This window comes from Psychroflexus montanilacus (assembly GCF_020164535.1).
Lineage (GTDB): Bacteria > Bacteroidota > Bacteroidia > Flavobacteriales > Flavobacteriaceae > Psychroflexus > Psychroflexus montanilacus.
On the sequence record NZ_JAIQZC010000002.1, the window covers coordinates 363,540 to 380,597 of the forward strand.

14 protein-coding genes and 1 tRNA gene are annotated in these 17,058 nt (G+C 37.5%); 1 reads left to right on the top strand and 14 read right to left on the bottom strand.

The annotated features are described in order from the left end of the window. The 3 genes from LB454_RS08485 to LB454_RS08495 all read right to left on the bottom strand — a co-directional run bounded on the left by LB454_RS08485 (window position 1) and on the right by LB454_RS08495 (window position 3,091). Window positions 1–1,164, bottom strand: coding sequence for a sigma-54-dependent transcriptional regulator (locus tag LB454_RS08485; protein ID WP_224464238.1), 1,164 nt, complete (start codon window positions 1,162–1,164; stop codon window positions 1–3). Window positions 1,165–1,366: 202 nt separating this feature from the next. Then, window positions 1,367–2,491 carry a molecular chaperone DnaJ gene (dnaJ, locus tag LB454_RS08490; protein WP_224464239.1) on the bottom strand — a complete coding sequence of 375 codons (1,125 nt, stop codon included), beginning with the start codon at window positions 2,489–2,491 and terminating at the stop codon, window positions 1,367–1,369. A gap of 6 nt (window positions 2,492–2,497) precedes the next feature. Continuing rightward, on the bottom strand, window positions 2,498–3,091 hold the full coding sequence (locus LB454_RS08495; RefSeq protein ID WP_224464240.1) for a nucleotide exchange factor GrpE: 594 nt from the start codon (window positions 3,089–3,091) through the stop codon (window positions 2,498–2,500). Window positions 3,092–3,211: 120 nt separating this feature from the next. Between LB454_RS08495 and LB454_RS08500 the strand changes: the two genes are divergently transcribed. Further along, on the top strand, window positions 3,212–3,886 hold the full coding sequence (locus LB454_RS08500; protein ID WP_224464241.1) for a YceI family protein: 675 nt from the start codon (window positions 3,212–3,214) through the stop codon (window positions 3,884–3,886). A gap of 84 nt (window positions 3,887–3,970) precedes the next feature. Here LB454_RS08500 and LB454_RS08505 read toward each other — a convergent pair whose 3' ends face one another. The 11 genes from LB454_RS08505 to tuf form a co-directional block, all read right to left on the bottom strand. Beyond that, window positions 3,971–4,288, bottom strand: coding sequence for a DUF3467 domain-containing protein (locus LB454_RS08505; RefSeq protein ID WP_224464242.1), 318 nt, complete (start codon window positions 4,286–4,288; stop codon window positions 3,971–3,973). Window positions 4,289–4,290: 2 nt separating this feature from the next. After that, window positions 4,291–8,598 carry a DNA-directed RNA polymerase subunit beta' gene (gene rpoC / locus LB454_RS08510; protein WP_224464243.1) on the bottom strand — a complete coding sequence of 1,436 codons (4,308 nt, stop codon included), beginning with the start codon at window positions 8,596–8,598 and terminating at the stop codon, window positions 4,291–4,293. A gap of 68 nt (window positions 8,599–8,666) precedes the next feature. Further along, entirely contained in the window at window positions 8,667–12,479 is a 3,813-nt protein-coding gene (rpoB, locus tag LB454_RS08515; RefSeq protein WP_224464244.1) for a DNA-directed RNA polymerase subunit beta, read from the bottom strand. A gap of 159 nt (window positions 12,480–12,638) precedes the next feature. Continuing rightward, entirely contained in the window at window positions 12,639–13,016 is a 378-nt protein-coding gene (rplL, locus tag LB454_RS08520) for a 50S ribosomal protein L7/L12 (RefSeq protein ID WP_093367567.1), read from the bottom strand. A 46-nt stretch (window positions 13,017–13,062) separates the two neighbouring features. Continuing rightward, window positions 13,063–13,584, bottom strand: a complete 522-nt coding sequence (gene rplJ / locus LB454_RS08525; RefSeq protein WP_224464245.1) for a 50S ribosomal protein L10 — start codon at window positions 13,582–13,584, stop codon at window positions 13,063–13,065. 9 nt (window positions 13,585–13,593) lie between these two features. Then, complete coding sequence (gene rplA, locus LB454_RS08530) at window positions 13,594–14,292, bottom strand: 50S ribosomal protein L1 (RefSeq protein WP_224464246.1); 699 nt, start codon at window positions 14,290–14,292, stop codon at window positions 13,594–13,596. A gap of 15 nt (window positions 14,293–14,307) precedes the next feature. After that, window positions 14,308–14,745: a 50S ribosomal protein L11 gene (rplK, locus tag LB454_RS08535; RefSeq protein ID WP_224464247.1), complete on the bottom strand. Its 438-nt coding sequence runs from the start codon at window positions 14,743–14,745 to the stop codon at window positions 14,308–14,310. 74 nt (window positions 14,746–14,819) lie between these two features. Then, entirely contained in the window at window positions 14,820–15,371 is a 552-nt protein-coding gene (gene nusG / locus LB454_RS08540) for a transcription termination/antitermination protein NusG (protein WP_093367581.1), read from the bottom strand. A 3-nt stretch (window positions 15,372–15,374) separates the two neighbouring features. Further along, a complete protein-coding gene (gene secE, locus LB454_RS08545) occupies window positions 15,375–15,572 on the bottom strand; it encodes a preprotein translocase subunit SecE (RefSeq protein WP_224464248.1) in 198 nt (65 codons plus the stop codon). 14 nt (window positions 15,573–15,586) lie between these two features. Then, window positions 15,587–15,659 (bottom strand) — tRNA-Trp (locus LB454_RS08550). A 126-nt stretch (window positions 15,660–15,785) separates the two neighbouring features. After that, entirely contained in the window at window positions 15,786–16,970 is a 1,185-nt protein-coding gene (gene tuf, locus LB454_RS08555; RefSeq protein ID WP_224464249.1) for an elongation factor Tu, read from the bottom strand. Between the last annotated feature and the right edge of the window lie 88 nt (window positions 16,971–17,058).

Consider the following 17,058-nt stretch of genomic DNA (forward strand, 5'->3'; position numbering starts at 1 on the left):
TTATATTTGTACAAACTTTTTTACGTCCTCTTCAGTGATTTCCTGATCACCTAGAATAATTAGACGTTCAACCACATTTCTTAATTCTCTAATATTTCCAGTCCAGCTTAGTTGTTCCAATAGAGAGATAGCTTTATCATCAAAAGATTTTGGTTTTGTCCCCTGTTCTTTTGCAATTTTTTCGGTGAAATGCTGAATCAATTCCGGTATATCATCTCGTCTATCTTTTAAAGCTGGAACATGGATAATGATGACAGCTAGCCTGTGGTATAGATCCTCTCTAAACTTTTTCTCGTCAATTTCAACTTTCAGATCCTTATTGGTAGCAGCAATTACTCTTACATCAACTTTTATATCCTTGTCACTACCTACGCGCTGGACTCTACTTTCCTGTAAAGCTCTCAACACTTTGGCTTGAGCAGAAAGGCTCATGTCACCAATTTCATCGAGGAAAATAGTACCTCCGTTGGCAGCCTCAAACTTTCCTGCTCTGTCTTTATTGGCAGATGTAAACGCGCCCTTCACATGACCAAACAGTTCACTTTCTATCAATTCAGAGGGAATAGCCGCGCAATTCACTTCTATAAAAGGGCCTTTACTTCTATTGCTTTTTTCGTGAAGCCAGTGGGCGACAAGTTCTTTGCCAGTTCCGTTTTCGCCTGTAATCAAAACTCTGGCTTCAGTCGGAGCCACTTTGTCTATCATGGATTTAATCTGGTCGAGTTCATCTGACTTTCCAACCATTTCAAATTGCTTAGAGACTTTTTTCTTTAACTGTTTATTTTCCTGAGCCAGTTGGGTATGATCCAAAGCAATTCTTACGGTATTTAGCAAGCGATTGAGATCTGGCGGTTTTGAGATATAATCAAAAGCTCCCATTCGCATAGTTTCTACTGCGGTTTCAAGATCACCATGACCAGATATCATAATAACTGGTAGCTCTGGTTGTAGCTTTTGACAAGCAGACAGGACTTCTAAACCGTCCATCTTTGGCATTTTAATATCACAAAGTACCAAATCGTAAGTGTTTTTTTTAATAAGCTCAACACCCTGTAAACCGTCTTCGGCTTCATCTATTTTATAATTTTTTTCTTCTTCCAGCAGTATTTTTTTAAGCACTCGTCTTATCGCATCTTCATCTTCTATAATGAGTAGTGTTGGCATGACAATTTATTTTGAATTAAATATAAGTTTAATACGAGGTTCTTTAGTATCCAGCTTAAAGTTTTTACAATATTTTAAAGTCTCGTCCAAAAACAAAACCCACCCTATCTAAAATAGGGTGGGAAAAAAAATTGCTATGAAAAAGAAAAAACACCGCTTAAATTAGCGGTGTTCAAATATATATAATATTTTGTTAACCAGATTAGGAAAACATGTCTTTTACCTTTTCAAAGAAAGATTTATCAGACTTATTGGGATTGGGTTCAAAATTGGAGTCCCCAAGATTGGATTCAAAAAACTCTCTTTGTTCTTTAGACAAAGATTGGGGAGTCCACACGTTGATATGTACGAGCAAGTCTCCGGTACCATAACCATTTAGGTTTGGCAACCCTTTATTTCTAAGTCTTAGAATCTTACCACTCTGTACCCCAGGCTCAACCTTAATTCTAACTTTTCCTCCTACAGTTTGTATTTCTTTACTAGCTCCAAGAGCTGCTTCAGGATAACTAATGTATAAGTCGTAGTGCAGGTTTTCACCATCACGTTGCAGACTTTCATGCTCTTTTACTTCAATAAGCACAATTAAGTCTCCAGGAACTCCATCACCAACTGGTTCATTGCCTTTGTTGGAAACTTTTAACTGCATACCATCTTCCACGCCTGATGGAATTTTGATAGAAACAGTTTCTTCTGTCATCTTGAGACCATGAGCATCTGTTCCCTGACCTTTTTTATCGATAATTTGTCCGGATCCACCACAAGCTGTACATGGTGAAGCAGTTTGCATTCTGCCCAAAATAGTATTGGTAACTCTAGTAACCTGACCCGTTCCATTACAAGTTGTACAAGTTTTAAAAGTAGTATCTGAAGGTTTTTTCTTACGAGATACTTTTACCTTTTTCTCAACACCTTTTGCTACTTCTTCCAAAGTCAAACTTACGCGTATTCTTAAGTTTCCGCCTTTTGACCTTTGTCTGCCACCAAAGCCTCCTCCAAAACCGGAGAAACCTTGGCTTCTTCCTCCAAAGCCACTACCAAAAATATCACCGAACTGGCTAAAGATGTCATCCATGTTCATCCCTCCGCCACCAAAGCCTTGAGATCCATCAAAAGCACCATGTCCAAACTGATCGTACTTCTGTCTTTTTTCTTCGTTTCCTAAAACTTCATAGGCTTCAGCTGCTTTTTTAAATTTATTCTCAGCTTCAGAATCGTCTGGATTTTTGTCGGGATGGTATTTTATAGCCATTTTCCGATAAGCCTTTTTAATTTCAGCCTGTGAAGCACCTTTGGATAAACCTAATATGTCGTAATAATCTTCTTTCATAAAATTTTATTTTCCAGTAACCACTTTAGGATAGCGTATGATCTTATCACCTAGAGTATATCCTTTTTCAACTACATCAATTATTTTTCCCTTCATATCCTCAGTTGGAGCTGCAATTTGTGTGATAGCTTCGTGTAAATCAGAATCAAATACATCACCAGCTTTCACTGTCATCACTTCCAGACCTTTGTTTTTGAGAGTTTCTCGTAGCTTATTATTAATTAGTTCTATACCTTGTACCAGAGATTCATCTGATGATTTTTTGATTTCGAGCATTGCTCTATCAAAATCATCTAAGACAGGAAGCATAGACTGCATAACATCTTGACTCGCTGTTTTGAATAATTCTATACGCTCCTTAGAAGTTCGACGTTTATAGTTTTCAAATTCAGCAAATAACCTTAAATACTTATCATCTTTAGCATCAAGTTCCTGCTGAAGTTGCTCTTCTTTAGACAACTTTTCCTCCGGGGCTTCCGCTTTCTCATTTTCTTTTGGAGTAGATTGCTCCTCTTTTGAATCAGAAGTTTCAGTGTTTTGGTCTTTCCCTTCCATTTCAACTGCTTCTTTTTCCTCTGATTTTATATTCTTTTTACTCATGTGTTACTATTTTAGATTCAATTGGCAAATGTACTGCCAATTCCTATATAATGCCATAATGACAGATTGTAAGTATGGAATGTTTTTGGATAGTTACTTTGAAACTTTAATAAACTAAAAATGAAAAGAAGAGTAATTAATTCAATGCTAGTGTTATCACTTGTAGCTTCAGCATTTAGCTGTAAAAGCGACAAGAAGACTGAAACTTCTGAAGTGAAAGAAACTAAAGAAAATTCAGAAATGGCCGTCACTTACAATGTTGATGTAGAGCAATCTAAAATTAACTGGGTGGGATCAAAACCAGCTGGAGAGCACAACGGACAGGTGTCTTTGAGTGAAGGCAATCTAAAAGTTGAAAACGAAAGTCTTTTAGGTGGAAATATCGTTATTGACATGACAAGTATAGATGTCCAAGACCTTGAAGGTGATGACAAGAAAAAACTTGAAGATCATTTGATGGGATATTCCAACGGTAAAGAAGATCATTTCTTCAATGCTAACAAATATCCTGAAGCCAAATTTGAAATTACTGGAATGGAAGAAAAAGAAGGACAAACTATACTTTCTGGAAATCTTACCTTAAAAGAAACTTCAAAAAATATTACTTTTCCTGTAAGTGTATCTATGAATGACTCGGATAATTCGGTTATGCTTACTTCTGAAGAAGTTGTATTAGACAGAACAGAGTGGGGAATCAAATTTATGTCTAAGTCTTTCATTGAAAACTTAGGAGATAACTTTGTGAATGATGATATGAAAATATCTTTTGACTTAAAAGCCTTTAAAGCTGAATAAATTGTAGTTCAAAACTATAAAAAAGAAAATCCCTCAAACTAATATTTGAGGGATTTTTTTATATCTAGACTTAAGGAGAAAATGCTAAGCTTCCCCTGTAGGTCCTCCAAAATTCAATGGAATATTGGTTTTTTCTTGCTCTTTAATTGAACCCTGGCTTTTCTCAAAACGATTGATGTTATCATTTAAAGCTTTCAACAGGCGTTTGGCATGTTGAGGAGTGAGAATAATTCTAGATCTTACTTTGTTCTTTGGAGACCCAGGCATGATATTCACAAAATCCAAAACAAACTCAGTTTGCGAATGATTGATAATGGCTAAGTTGCTATAAATGCCCTGAGCCACATCATCATCAATTTGGATATTTAGCTTTTGCTGCTTCTTATCGTTTTGATCACTCATGATTAATTAAAGTTTACATTCACTTCTTGTTTCTTCTCCATCATTGTCGCCAATTCTTCTTTGGAACCTACAATGATATCGTCAAATTCTCTCAATCCAGTACCAGCCGGGATTCTATGTCCTACAATAACATTTTCTTTCAATCCTTCTAAGTAATCGATTTTACCGCTTACAGCAGCTTCGTTCAATACCTTGGTTGTTTCCTGGAAGGAAGCAGCCGAAATGAAAGATTTAGTTTGCAGAGACGCTCTTGTAATACCCTGAAGTATTGGTGCTGCTGTCGCAGATTCTGCATCACGCGCAGTGACCAGTTGTTTGTCTTCACGTTTCAAGATTGAATTTTCATCTCTCAGTTCACGTAAAGTAACTACTTGTCCAGGCTTAAGAGTCGTACTGTCACCAGCGTCTTCTACAATCTTCTTACCGAAAATATTATCGTTTTCTTCAATAAAATCTTCTTTGTGTACCAATTGATTTTCTAAGAAAATCGTATCACCAGAATCTTGAATTTTGACTTTTCTCATCATTTGCCTTACAACAACTTCAAAGTGCTTGTCATTAATCTGCACTCCTTGCAACCTATATACTTCCTGAACTTCGTTCACTAAGTATTGTTGTACAGCACTAGGGCCTTTGATATTCAAGATATCTTCTGGGGTGACAGAACCGTCAGACAATGGCATACCAGCTTTCACGTAGTCATTTTCTTGTACCAGAATCTGGTTAGAAAGTTTGACTAAGTATTTCTTAACTTCACCTAGCTTAGATTCTATAATAATTTCACGGTTACCTCTTTTGATTTTACCAAAAGAAACCACACCGTCAATTTCACTGACTACAGCAGGGTTGGAAGGATTTCTCGCTTCAAACAATTCTGTAAGACGTGGAAGACCTCCTGTAATATCACCAGCTTTAGATGATTTTCTAGGAATTTTAACCAAAATCTTACCGATTTTGATTTCTTCGTTATCGTCTACCATCAAGTGTGCTCCAACAGGCAGGTTGTAAGATCTCATGATTTCATCATCGTTATTCTTGATGTGAAGTGTTGGTATCTTACGCTTGTTTTTAGATTCTATGATCACTTTCTCCTGGAATCCAGTTTGCTCATCACTTTCCACTTCATAAGTCTGTCCTTGAGTGATGTTTTCAAATTCGATTTTACCAGAAAATTCTGAAATAATAACTCCGTTATATGGATCCCATTTACAAATCACATCTCCTTTTTTGACTTTGTCACCAGGGTTGATTGTTAATTCAGCTCCGTAAGGAATAACGTTTGTACTTAGGGCAATTCCAGATTTTTTGTCGATGATTTTTACTTCTGAAGTTCTTGAAATAACGATATCAATTTTCTTTCCTTCGCTATTTTGTCCTTCAACAGTTTTTAAGTCTTCAATTTCTGCTACACCGTCGAACTTAGCTTCCAGTTTATTTTCTTCTGAAATGTTTCCTGCAATACCACCTACGTGGAAAGTTCTCAAAGTTAACTGTGTACCAGGCTCCCCGATAGATTGAGCAGCAACTACACCAACAGCTTCACCTCGTTGTACAGTTTTATTGGTAGATAAGTTTCTACCGTAACATTTCACGCAAATTCCCTGTTTAGCTTCACAAGTCAACGGAGAACGTACTTCAACAGAATTCAACGCTGAAGCTTCAATTTTCTCTGCTGCATCTTCACTAATTTCATCACCTGCATTCACAAGAAGTTCTTGAGAAATTGGATCAACAACATCATTCAATGCTGTTCTACCTACAATTCTTTCACCAAGGCTTTCAACAACTTCATCATTTTTCTTCAATGCAGAGACTTCAATACCTCTCAAGGTTCCACAGTCTTCTTCTCTTACGATAACATCCTGAGAAACATCTACCAATCTACGTGTTAAGTAACCCGCATCGGCAGTTTTTAATGCTGTATCGGCAAGACCTTTACGAGCACCGTGAGTAGATATAAAGTATTCTAAAATGGATAAACCTTCTTTAAAGTTAGAAAGAATTGGGTTTTCAATAATCTCACCACCTGCAGAAGTAGATTTTTTAGGCTTAGCCATCAATCCACGCATACCTGTTAACTGGCGAATTTGTTCTTTAGAACCCCTTGCACCAGAGTCAAGCATCATATATACCGAGTTGAACCCTTGCTTATCTTCACGAATACGCTTCATAGCGAGTTCAGTTAAGTTAGCATTGGTCGCTGTCCAGATATCAATCACCTGATTGTAACGCTCGTTGTTGGTAATAAGACCCATGTTATAGTTACCTATAACGCCTTCTACCTGCTCGTTGGCATCATCAATCATAGTTTGTTTTTCTTCTGGGATAATAATATCCCCTAAAGAGAAAGACAATCCACCTCTAAAGGCGAAGTTGTAACCAAGGCTTTTGATTTCATCAAGAAATTCAGCTGTCTCCGGAACAGATGTTTTCTTAAGTACACGGGCAATAACATCACGAAGCGCTTTCTTGGTCATGACATCGTTGATGAAACCTACGCTATCAGGAATAGATTCGTTAAACAATACACGTCCAACAGTAGTTTCTATATTTCTCTTAACGATTTCACCATGTTCATTAACGTCATTTGTTCTAATCGTAATAAGTGCATTTAAGTCAACCTGCTTCTCATTGTAAGCAATATTAACTTCTTCAGCTGAGTAAAACTTAAGACCTTCTCCTTTCACTTTATGCTCTGGAGTAGATGATCTCGGCTTGGTCATATAATACAATCCAAGAACCATATCCTGAGAAGGTACAGTAATTGGTGATCCGTTAGCTGGATTCAAAATACTGTGTGAGGCCAACATCAATAGCTGTGCTTCCAAAATTGCTTCTGGTCCAAGAGGTAAGTGAACTGCCATCTGGTCACCGTCAAAATCGGCGTTGAATGCAGTACAAACCAAGGGGTGCAGCTGAATAGCCTTTCCTTCGATTAATTTTGGCTGGAAAGCTTGTATCCCAAGTCTGTGTAAGGTTGGAGCACGGTTAAGTAACACAGGGTGTCCTTTCAATACGTTCTCTAAGATATCCCAAACAACAGGCTCTTTTTTATCTATTATTTTCTTTGCAGATTTTACAGTTTTTACAATTCCTCTTTCTATCAGTTTTCTGATCACGAAAGGCTTGTAAAGTTCTGCTGCCATGTCTTTTGGCAATCCACATTCAAACATTTTCATTTCTGGTCCAACGACGATAACAGAACGTGCCGAATAATCCACACGTTTACCAAGTAGGTTTTGTCTGAAACGTCCCTGCTTTCCTTTTAAAGAATCAGAAAGTGATTTTAATGGTCTGTTAGAATCAGTTTTAACAGCAGAAGATTTTCTTGTGTTGTCAAATAAAGAATCTACAGATTCCTGAAGCATACGCTTCTCATTTCTAAGAATGACTTCAGGTGCTTTTATTTCCATCAATCGCTTCAAACGATTGTTTCTGATAATCACTCGTCGATAAAGATCATTTAAATCTGAGGTTGCAAAACGTCCACCATCAAGCGGCACAAGAGGTCTTAGTTCTGGAGGAGTTACGGGAATCACCTTCATGATCATCCACTCAGGATTATTCTCTCTATTGTTTTTAGAATCTCTCAACGCTTCCACAACTTGAAGACGTTTAAGCGCTTCCGTTTTACGTTGCTTAGAGGTTTCATTGTTTGCTTTGTGTCTTAAGTCATAAGAAAGCTCATCTAAATCTAGACGCTTAAGAATTTCTAGAAGACATTCAGCTCCCATTTTAGCAAGGAACTTGTTGGGATCGTCATCGTCTAAGTATTGGTTTTCCTGAGGAAGTTCTTCTAAAATATTTAGATATTCTTCTTCAGTTAAGAAATCCATCTTCTTCAACGGCTCTCCTTCTTCATTCTTTGCATCTCCTGGCTGAATAACGACATAGCGTTCATAATAAATGATCATGTCGAGTTTCTTGGAAGGAATTCCAAGAAGGTACCCAATCTTGTTTGGTAAAGATCTGAAATACCAAATATGAGCAACAGGAACCACAAGGTTAATGTGTCCAACGCGGTCTCTTCTTACCTTTTTCTCAGTAACTTCAACACCACAACGGTCACAAACGATTCCCTTATAGCGTATTCTTTTGTATTTTCCACAAGCACACTCATAATCTTTGACCGGGCCAAAAATTCGTTCACAAAACAGTCCATCTCTTTCTGGCTTGTGTGTTCTGTAATTAATAGTTTCAGGTTTTAAAACTTCACCTCTAGATTCGGCTAGAATACTTTCCGGAGAAGATAAACCTATAGAGATTTTATTAAATCTCTTTTGTGTATTCTTATCATTATTTCTTGTCATAATACAAGTGCTAAAGAATTATTGTAATAAAATGTGATAACATCTCCCGCCCTGGAGCGGGATTGTTATTACTCTTCTAATCTGATATCTAGTCCTAGACCTTTCAATTCGTGCATCAATACATTGAAAGATTCTGGCAATCCTGGTTCTGGCATTGGCTCACCTTTTACGATAGCTTCGTAAGTTTTGGCTCTACCGATGACATCGTCAGATTTTACAGTTAAGATTTCTCTCAATGTAGCAGAAGCGCCATAAGCTTCCAGTGCCCAAACTTCCATCTCTCCAAAACGCTGTCCACCAAATTGTGCTTTACCACCAAGCGGTTGTTGCGTGATCAATGAGTAAGGTCCTATAGATCTGGCGTGCATCTTGTCTTCAATCATATGTCCTAATTTCAACATATAAATGACACCTACAGTTGCAGGTTGGTCAAAACGCTCACCTGTTCCACCATCATATAAGTAAGTATGTCCATATCTTGGGATACCTGCTTCATCTGTCAATTCATTGATTTGATCTAAAGTTGCTCCATCAAAAATTGGAGTGGCAAACTTTCTACCTAATTTTTGACCTGCCCATCCAAGAACAGTTTCATAAATCTGACCAATGTTCATACGAGAAGGTACACCAAGTGGATTCAATACGATATCAACAGGCGTTCCGTCATCCAGGAATGGCATGTCTTCTTCTCTCACGATTTTAGCAACAATACCTTTGTTACCGTGACGACCTGCCATCTTATCCCCTACTTTCAACTTACGCTTTTTAGCTACGTAAATTTTAGCAAGTTTTAAAATTCCAGATGGAAGTTCATCTCCAACCGTAATTGTAAATTTCTCTCTTCTTAAGTTACCCTGAAGATCGTTTTGCTTAATCTTATAGTTATGTAAAAGATCAGCAACTAAAGCGTTTGTAGCCTTATCTGTCGTCCAGGTTCCTTTAGTTAAGTGACTAAAATCTTCAACAGAGTTCAACATTTTTAGGGTGTACTTTTTACCTTTTGGCAAGGTATCTTCACCTAAATCGTTTTGAACTCCCTGAGCAGTTTTACCACCTACAATTCCAAATAATTTTTCAATTAATCGGTTTCTAAGTTCCTCAAACTTCACCTGGTATTTAGCCTCGAGCGCATCAATTTCTTGTTTATCCTGTGCTCTCTTACGCTTATCTTTTACAGCTCTTGTAAATAATTTTTTATCGATAACAACACCGTTAAGCGATGGAGAAGCCTTTAAAGAAGCATCTTTTACATCACCAGCTTTGTCACCAAAAATAGCTCTCAGTAATTTCTCTTCTGGAGTAGGATCACTTTCACCTTTTGGAGTAATCTTACCAATAAGAATATCTCCAGGCTTGATTTCTGCACCAATTCTGATCATACCATGCTCATCCAAATCTTTAGTAGCTTCTTCTGAAACGTTTGGTATATCAGCTGTTAATTCTTCATTACCAAGCTTGGTATCTCTTACTTCAAGAGAATACTCATCAATATGAACTGAGGTAAGAAGATCATCTTTTACAACACGTTCAGAAATTACGATGGCATCCTCGAAGTTGTAACCTTTCCATGGCATAAATGCCACTTTCATGTTACGGCCGAGGGCCAATTCACCATTATCTGTTGCATAGCCTTCGCAAAGCACCTGTCCTTTAGTTACACGGTCTCCAACTCTTACAATTGGTTTCAGGTTAATTGTAGAACCCTGGTTGGTTTTTCTGAATTTGATCAAGTCATAAGTCTTGTCATCTTCATCAAAGCTTACCAGTCTTTCATCCTCAGTTCTATCGTAGGAGATGACAATTTTTCTTGCATCTACATAGTCAACAGTTCCATCACCTTCCGCATTGATCAAGACTCTTGAATCCTGTGCCACACGTCTTTCCAATCCAGTACCAACGATAGGCGCATCTACTCTCAACAGAGGAAGAGCCTGACGCATCATGTTGGAGCCCATCAAAGCACGGTTAGCATCATCATGTTCAAGGAAAGGAATTAATGAAGCCGAAATTGATGAAATCTGATTTGGCGCAACATCAATATAATCAACTTCTTTAGGATCTACAACTGGGAAGTCACCTTCCATACGAGCAATAACTCGGTCTGAAGTCATAGTCCCATCTTTAGAAATAGGAATGTTGGCCTGAGCGATCAACTTGTTTTCTTCCTCTTCAGCAGAAAGGTAAAGGGGATCCGATTCAAAATCAATTTTACCATTTTCTACCTTTCGGTATGGCGTTTCAATAAATCCCATGCTGTTAACTTTTCCGTAAACAGACATAGAAGAAATCAAACCGATGTTTGGTCCTTCAGGAGTTTCAATTGGGCAAAGTCTTCCGTAGTGTGTATAGTGAACATCACGTACTTCGAAACCTGCTCTTTCTCTTGATAAACCGCCAGGTCCTAAAGCGGAAAGCCTTCTTTTGTTAGTTAGTTCTGCTAATGGATTGGTTTGATCCATAAACTGAGACAACTGGTTAGTCCCAAAGAAAGAATTAATCACAGAAGACAAGGTCTTCGCATTAATCAAATCGATAGGTGTAAAAACCTCGTTATCTCTCACATTCATTCGCTCTCTAATAGTTCTTGCCATTCTGGCAAGACCTACGCCAAATTGCTGAGACAATTGCTCACCAACGGTTCTAACACGACGATTAGAAAGATGGTCGATATCATCTACTTCAGCTTTAGAGTTTACCAATTCAATAAGGTACTTGATAATCGTAATGATGTCCAGCTTAGTCAATACTTTGCTGTCCATACTGATATCAAGTCCTAATTTTTTATTCATTCTGTAACGACCAACTTCACCTAAGTTGTAACGTTGATCTGAAAAGAACAATTTATCGATAATACCACGTGCCGTTTCTTCATCGGGCGGCTCAGCATTACGCAATTGTCTGTAGATATGCTCTACTGCCTCTTTTTCAGAGTTAGTAGGATCTTTTTGTAAAGTATTATATATGATGGCATAGTCACCAGTCAAATTATCTTCCTTGTGAAGTAAGATCGTTTTTGAACCAGTTTCTAAAATCTCTTCAATATGGTCTTTTTCTAAAATGGTATCACGATCCAATACGATTTCGTTTCTTTCAATAGAAACAACTTCTCCAGTATCTTCATCCACAAAATCCTCATACCAAGTATTTAGTACTCTTGCAGCTAGTTTTCTGCCAAGGTATTTTTTTAAACCAGTTTTAGACACCTTCACCTCTTCTGCAAGGTCAAAAATCTCTAAAATATCTTTATCTCTTTCAAAACCAATAGCTCTGAAAAGAGTAGTTACAGGTAATTTCTTTTTTCTGTCTATATAAGCATACATCACAGAGTTGATATCTGTAGCAAATTCAATCCAGGACCCTTTAAATGGAATGACTCTAGCGGAGTAGAGTTTGGTTCCATTGGCGTGGAAAGACTGACCAAAGAATACACCAGGTGATCTGTGTAACTGAGAAACAACAACACGTTCTGCTCCATTGATCACAAACGTTCCACTTGGAGTCATGTAAGGGATAGTTCCTAAATAGACATCCTGCACGATCGTCTCAAAATCTTCATGTTCTGGATCGGTACAGTAAAGTTTTAATCGTGCCTTAAGAGGCACACTATAGGTAAGACCTCTCTCGATACACTCTTGGATGGAGTAACGTGGAGGGTCTACAAAGTAATCTAAAAATTCAAGTACAAATTGATTTCTCGTATCTGTAATTGGGAAATTTTCTTGGAAGGTATTGTATAAACCTTCGTTGGATCTTTCTTCTGGCTTAGTTTCAAGCTGAAAAAAGTCTTGGAAAGACTTTACTTGAATATCCAGAAAATCTGGATAATCTGGCTTGTTTTGTACGGAAGAAAAACTAATTCGTTCATTATGCATTGCTAACATCTAAGAAAGATTTTAATGCTTTGAATTTAATGAAAATTCATCAGCAATATTAACTTATAAAAAGTAAAATAAACACGTCGCGTATAGATACGCAAAATGGTTTAGACCTACAAGAGTGATTCTTGTGGTCTAAACCTAGTATTAAAAGTGTGTGTGAGCTTACTTAAGCTCAACCTCAGCACCTGCTTCTTCTAGTTGTGCTTTAAGTGCTTCTGCTTCGTCTTTAGCAACACCTTCCTTAACAGGAGCTGGTGCACCATCAACTAATGCTTTTGCATCTTTAAGACCTAAACCTGTCAATTCTTTAACAAGCTTAACAACAGCTAGTTTAGAACCACCTGGAGCTTTCAAAATCACGTCGAATTCTGATTGCTCTTCTGCTTCTTCACCACCACCAGCAGCACCGCCACCAGCAACAGCTACTGCAGCAGCAGCAGGCTCTATACCATATTCTTCTTTTAAAATATCAGCTAACTCATTTACCTCTTTTACAGTAAGGTTAACCAATTGTTCTGCGAAATCTTTTAATTCTGCCATTTTCTATCGTTTTAGTGTAATTTAATATTTAGTAATTAGTGCGTGTTTATTCTTCTCTTTGAGAAAGTGTTTTAAGGATTCCAGAAAGTTTACCACCACCAGATTTAAGTGCTGATACAACATTTTTAGCTGGGGATTGTAACAATCCAATGATGTCTCCAATAACTTCTTCTTTAGATTTGATATCTACTAGAGCGTCTAGGTTTTCATCACCAACATAAATTGATTCTGCAACGTAAGCCCCTTTCAAAATAGGCTTTTCATTTTTCTTTCTAAAGTTTTTGATCACTTTAGCTGGAGCATTTCCAGTTTCGGAAAGCATAATTGACGTACTTCCTTTCAGAATACCTGTCAACTCACCGAATTCTTTGTCTGTACTTTCCATAGCCTTAGCCAGGAGAGTATTTTTAACTACCATCAGCTTAACGTCTGCTTTAAAGCATGCACGTCTTAAGTCTGAAGTTAAGGATGCATTCAATCCTGAAATATCTGCTAAATATACATTTGATGAATCTGCTAACTTAGTAGTTAAATCTTTTATTACTATAGATTTCTCTTCTCTTGTCATAACTTAAAATTATTGCTCGGTAAATCGTTTAGTATCGATTTCAATACTTGGACTCATTGTAGAAGCGATATGTATACTTTTAATATAAGTACCTTTCACTACCTGAGGCTTAAGCTTGACGAGCGTCGTTAGTAATTCTCTTGCATTTCCAGCAATTTTTTCTGCGTCGAAGGATACTTTACCAACAGCGGCATGAACGATACCAGTTTTATCAACCTTAAAGTCAATTTTACCAGCTTTAACGTCTGAAACTGCTTTAGCAATATCCATTGTTACTGTACCAGTCTTAGGATTGGGCATAAGACCTCTTGGTCCTAATACTCTACCTAGAGGGCCTAATTTACCCATTACACTTGGCATAGTGACAATAACGTCAACATCTGTCCATCCTCCTTTGATTTTCTCAAGGTATTCATCCAAACCAACGTAATCTGCACCAGCTTCTTCAGCTTCTTTTGCTTTGTCTGGAGTAACAAGAGCCAAGACTTTCACATCTTTACCAGTTCCGTGAGGTAATGTAACAACACCACGAACCATTTGGTTAGCTTTTCTTGGATCAACATTCAGTCTTACGGCTAGATCAACAGATTCGTCGAAATTAGCGTAAGCTACATCTTTCAATAAAGCAGAGGCATCAGCTACTGAATAAGTCGTTGACTTATCCACTTTACTATGTGCTTCTTTTTGCTTTTTAGTTATTTTTGCCATGTTAATTTCGTTTTGTTAAAATGGTGCATTACCTTTTACAGTTATACCCATAGATCTTGCTGTACCAGCAACCATTTTCATTGCAGATTCTGTTGTAAATGCATTCAAATCCTGCATTTTATCTTCAGCTATCGCTTTCACTTGATCCCAAGTTACAGAACCAACCTTCTTAGAGTTTGGCTCACCAGATCCTTTCTTTAATTTTGATGCTTCCATCAATTGGACTGCTGCCGGTGGAGTCTTAATGATAAATTCAAAAGACTTGTCCTTATATACTGTAATTTCTACAGGAAGAATTTTACCACTCTTATCTTGAGTTCTACCATTGAATTGCTTACAGAATTCCATGATATTTACCCCAGCAGCACCCAAAGCAGGTCCAACCGGTGGGGATGGGTTTGCTGCACCACCTCGTACCTGGAGTTTTACTACTTTACTTACTTCTTTTGCCATTTTTCAAAATTTAGTTGAATTGTTTTCAGTGGGAAGCATTATGTTTAAAAACAACTCTATATTATGTGTAACATTTAAATTTTCTCTACCTGCATGTAGCTAAGCTCAACTGGTGTTTTACGACCAAATATCTTAACCATCACCTGTAATTTCCTCTTATCTTCATTTATCTTTTCAATAGTTCCTGTGAAACTATTAAAAGGACCATCAACAACTTTTACAGATTCGCCTATACTAAACGGTATAGCAACATTTTCCTTTTGAACAGAAAGCTGATCTACTTTACCCAACATTCTATTCACCTCTGATTTACGCATTGGAACAGGCTCACCCCTTTTGGTTTCGCCAAGAAATCCAATAACACCGTTTACTCCTTTAATAACGTGACCAACTTCACCTTCCAGGTTAGCATTGACCATGATATATCCAGGGAAATAAACTTTTTCCTTGTTGATTTTCTTTCCATTGCGGATTTGCACTACATTTTCTGTAGGCACAAGTATATCGTCAACATAATCACTAAGACCTTGATGAGAAATTTCTTTCTCAATATAGTCCTTGACTTTGTTTTCAGAACCACTAATCGCTCTGACTACATACCATTTTTTTAAACCTGTCTCAGACATGAATTATGATTTAACCCAATTAAAATATTGCTTTACAGCTGAACTAAACACTTCATCAACCCCCCAAATAGCGAGTGAAAAAAGAATAGAAAAAACCGCAACAATTACCATGAGTTTTTGTCCTTCAGCCCAGGTAGGCCAAGTCACATGATTTCTTAATTCGCTGTAAGACTCGCTTACATAATTTTTAAAATTTGACATCTTCTTAAGATTTGCACGGGTTGAGAGGCTCGAACTCCCGACACCTGGTTTTGGAGACCAGTGCTCTACCAACTGAGCTAAACCCGTAAATATTTCATTTTTTAGAGCGTGCAAAGAAACAAAAATTCCCGCAGATAAAAAAGAAAATTTAAAAAGTTAAGGTATCCACCAATTGCAGACACCTTAACTATATCTAAAAATTAATCCTAAGGATTAAAGTATTTCTGTAACCTGTCCAGCACCTACTGTACGTCCACCTTCACGAATTGCGAATCTAAGACCTACGTTAAGAGCAATCGGCTGAATCAAATCAACTGTGATTGTTAAGTTATCACCAGGCATTACCATCTCTACTCCATCAGGAAGATTAATAGTACCAGTAACATCTGTAGTTCTTACGTAGAACTGTGGTCTGTAGTTGTTATGGAATGGAGTATGACGTCCACCTTCTTCTTTTTTCAGAATATAAACCTCAGCTTTGAATTTTCCGTGTGGCTTAATAGATCCTGGCTTAGCAATTACCATACCTCTAGAGATTTGGCTCTTTTCAATACCTCTTAACAAGATACCTACGTTATCACCAGCTTCTCCTCTATCAAGAATTTTACGGAACATTTCAACACCTGTAATAGTTGATTTCATGTTCTCTGCTCCCATACCGTTGATTTCAACAGCATCACCAGTGTTTGCAACACCAGTTTCAATACGTCCTGTAGCAACAGTACCACGACCAGTAATAGAGAATACGTCTTCAATCGGCATTAAGAAATCTTTCTCAACATCTCTTTCTGGAAGTTCAATATAGTCATCAACTGCCTCCATCAAATCGAGTACAGTTTTAGCCCATTTCTCATCACCTTCTAAAGCACCAAGTGCAGAACCTGAAATAACAGGAGCATTATCTCCATCATATTCGTAGAAAGAAAGTAAATCTCTGACTTCCATTTCAACTAATTCTAAAAGCTCCTCATCATCAACGAGGTCAACTTTATTTAAGAAAGTAACAATTCTAGGAATACCAACCTGACGTCCTAAAAGAATGTGCTCACGAGTTTGTGGCATTGGACCATCAGTTGCAGCTACAACTAGGATAGCACCGTCCATTTGAGCAGCACCAGTAACCATGTTCTTTACATAATCGGCGTGACCTGGACAGTCAACGTGTGCATAGTGACGATTTGCAGTTTGATATTCAACGTGAGAAGAGTTAATAGTAATACCACGCTCTTTTTCCTCAGGTGCATTATCAATTTGATCAAAAGCACTAGCTTCAGAATATCCAGCATCCGCCATAACTTTTGTAATAGCAGCTGTAAGTGTAGTTTTTCCGTGATCGACGTGACCAATTGTACCTATGTTTAGGTGTGGTTTGGAACGATCAAAATTTTCCTTTGCCATAGTAGTAAATTATTTAATCTTAGTTATATATTAGTGTTAATGTTTATAACAACGTAATAAGTCAACAAAACCAGGTTTTGAGACTTAA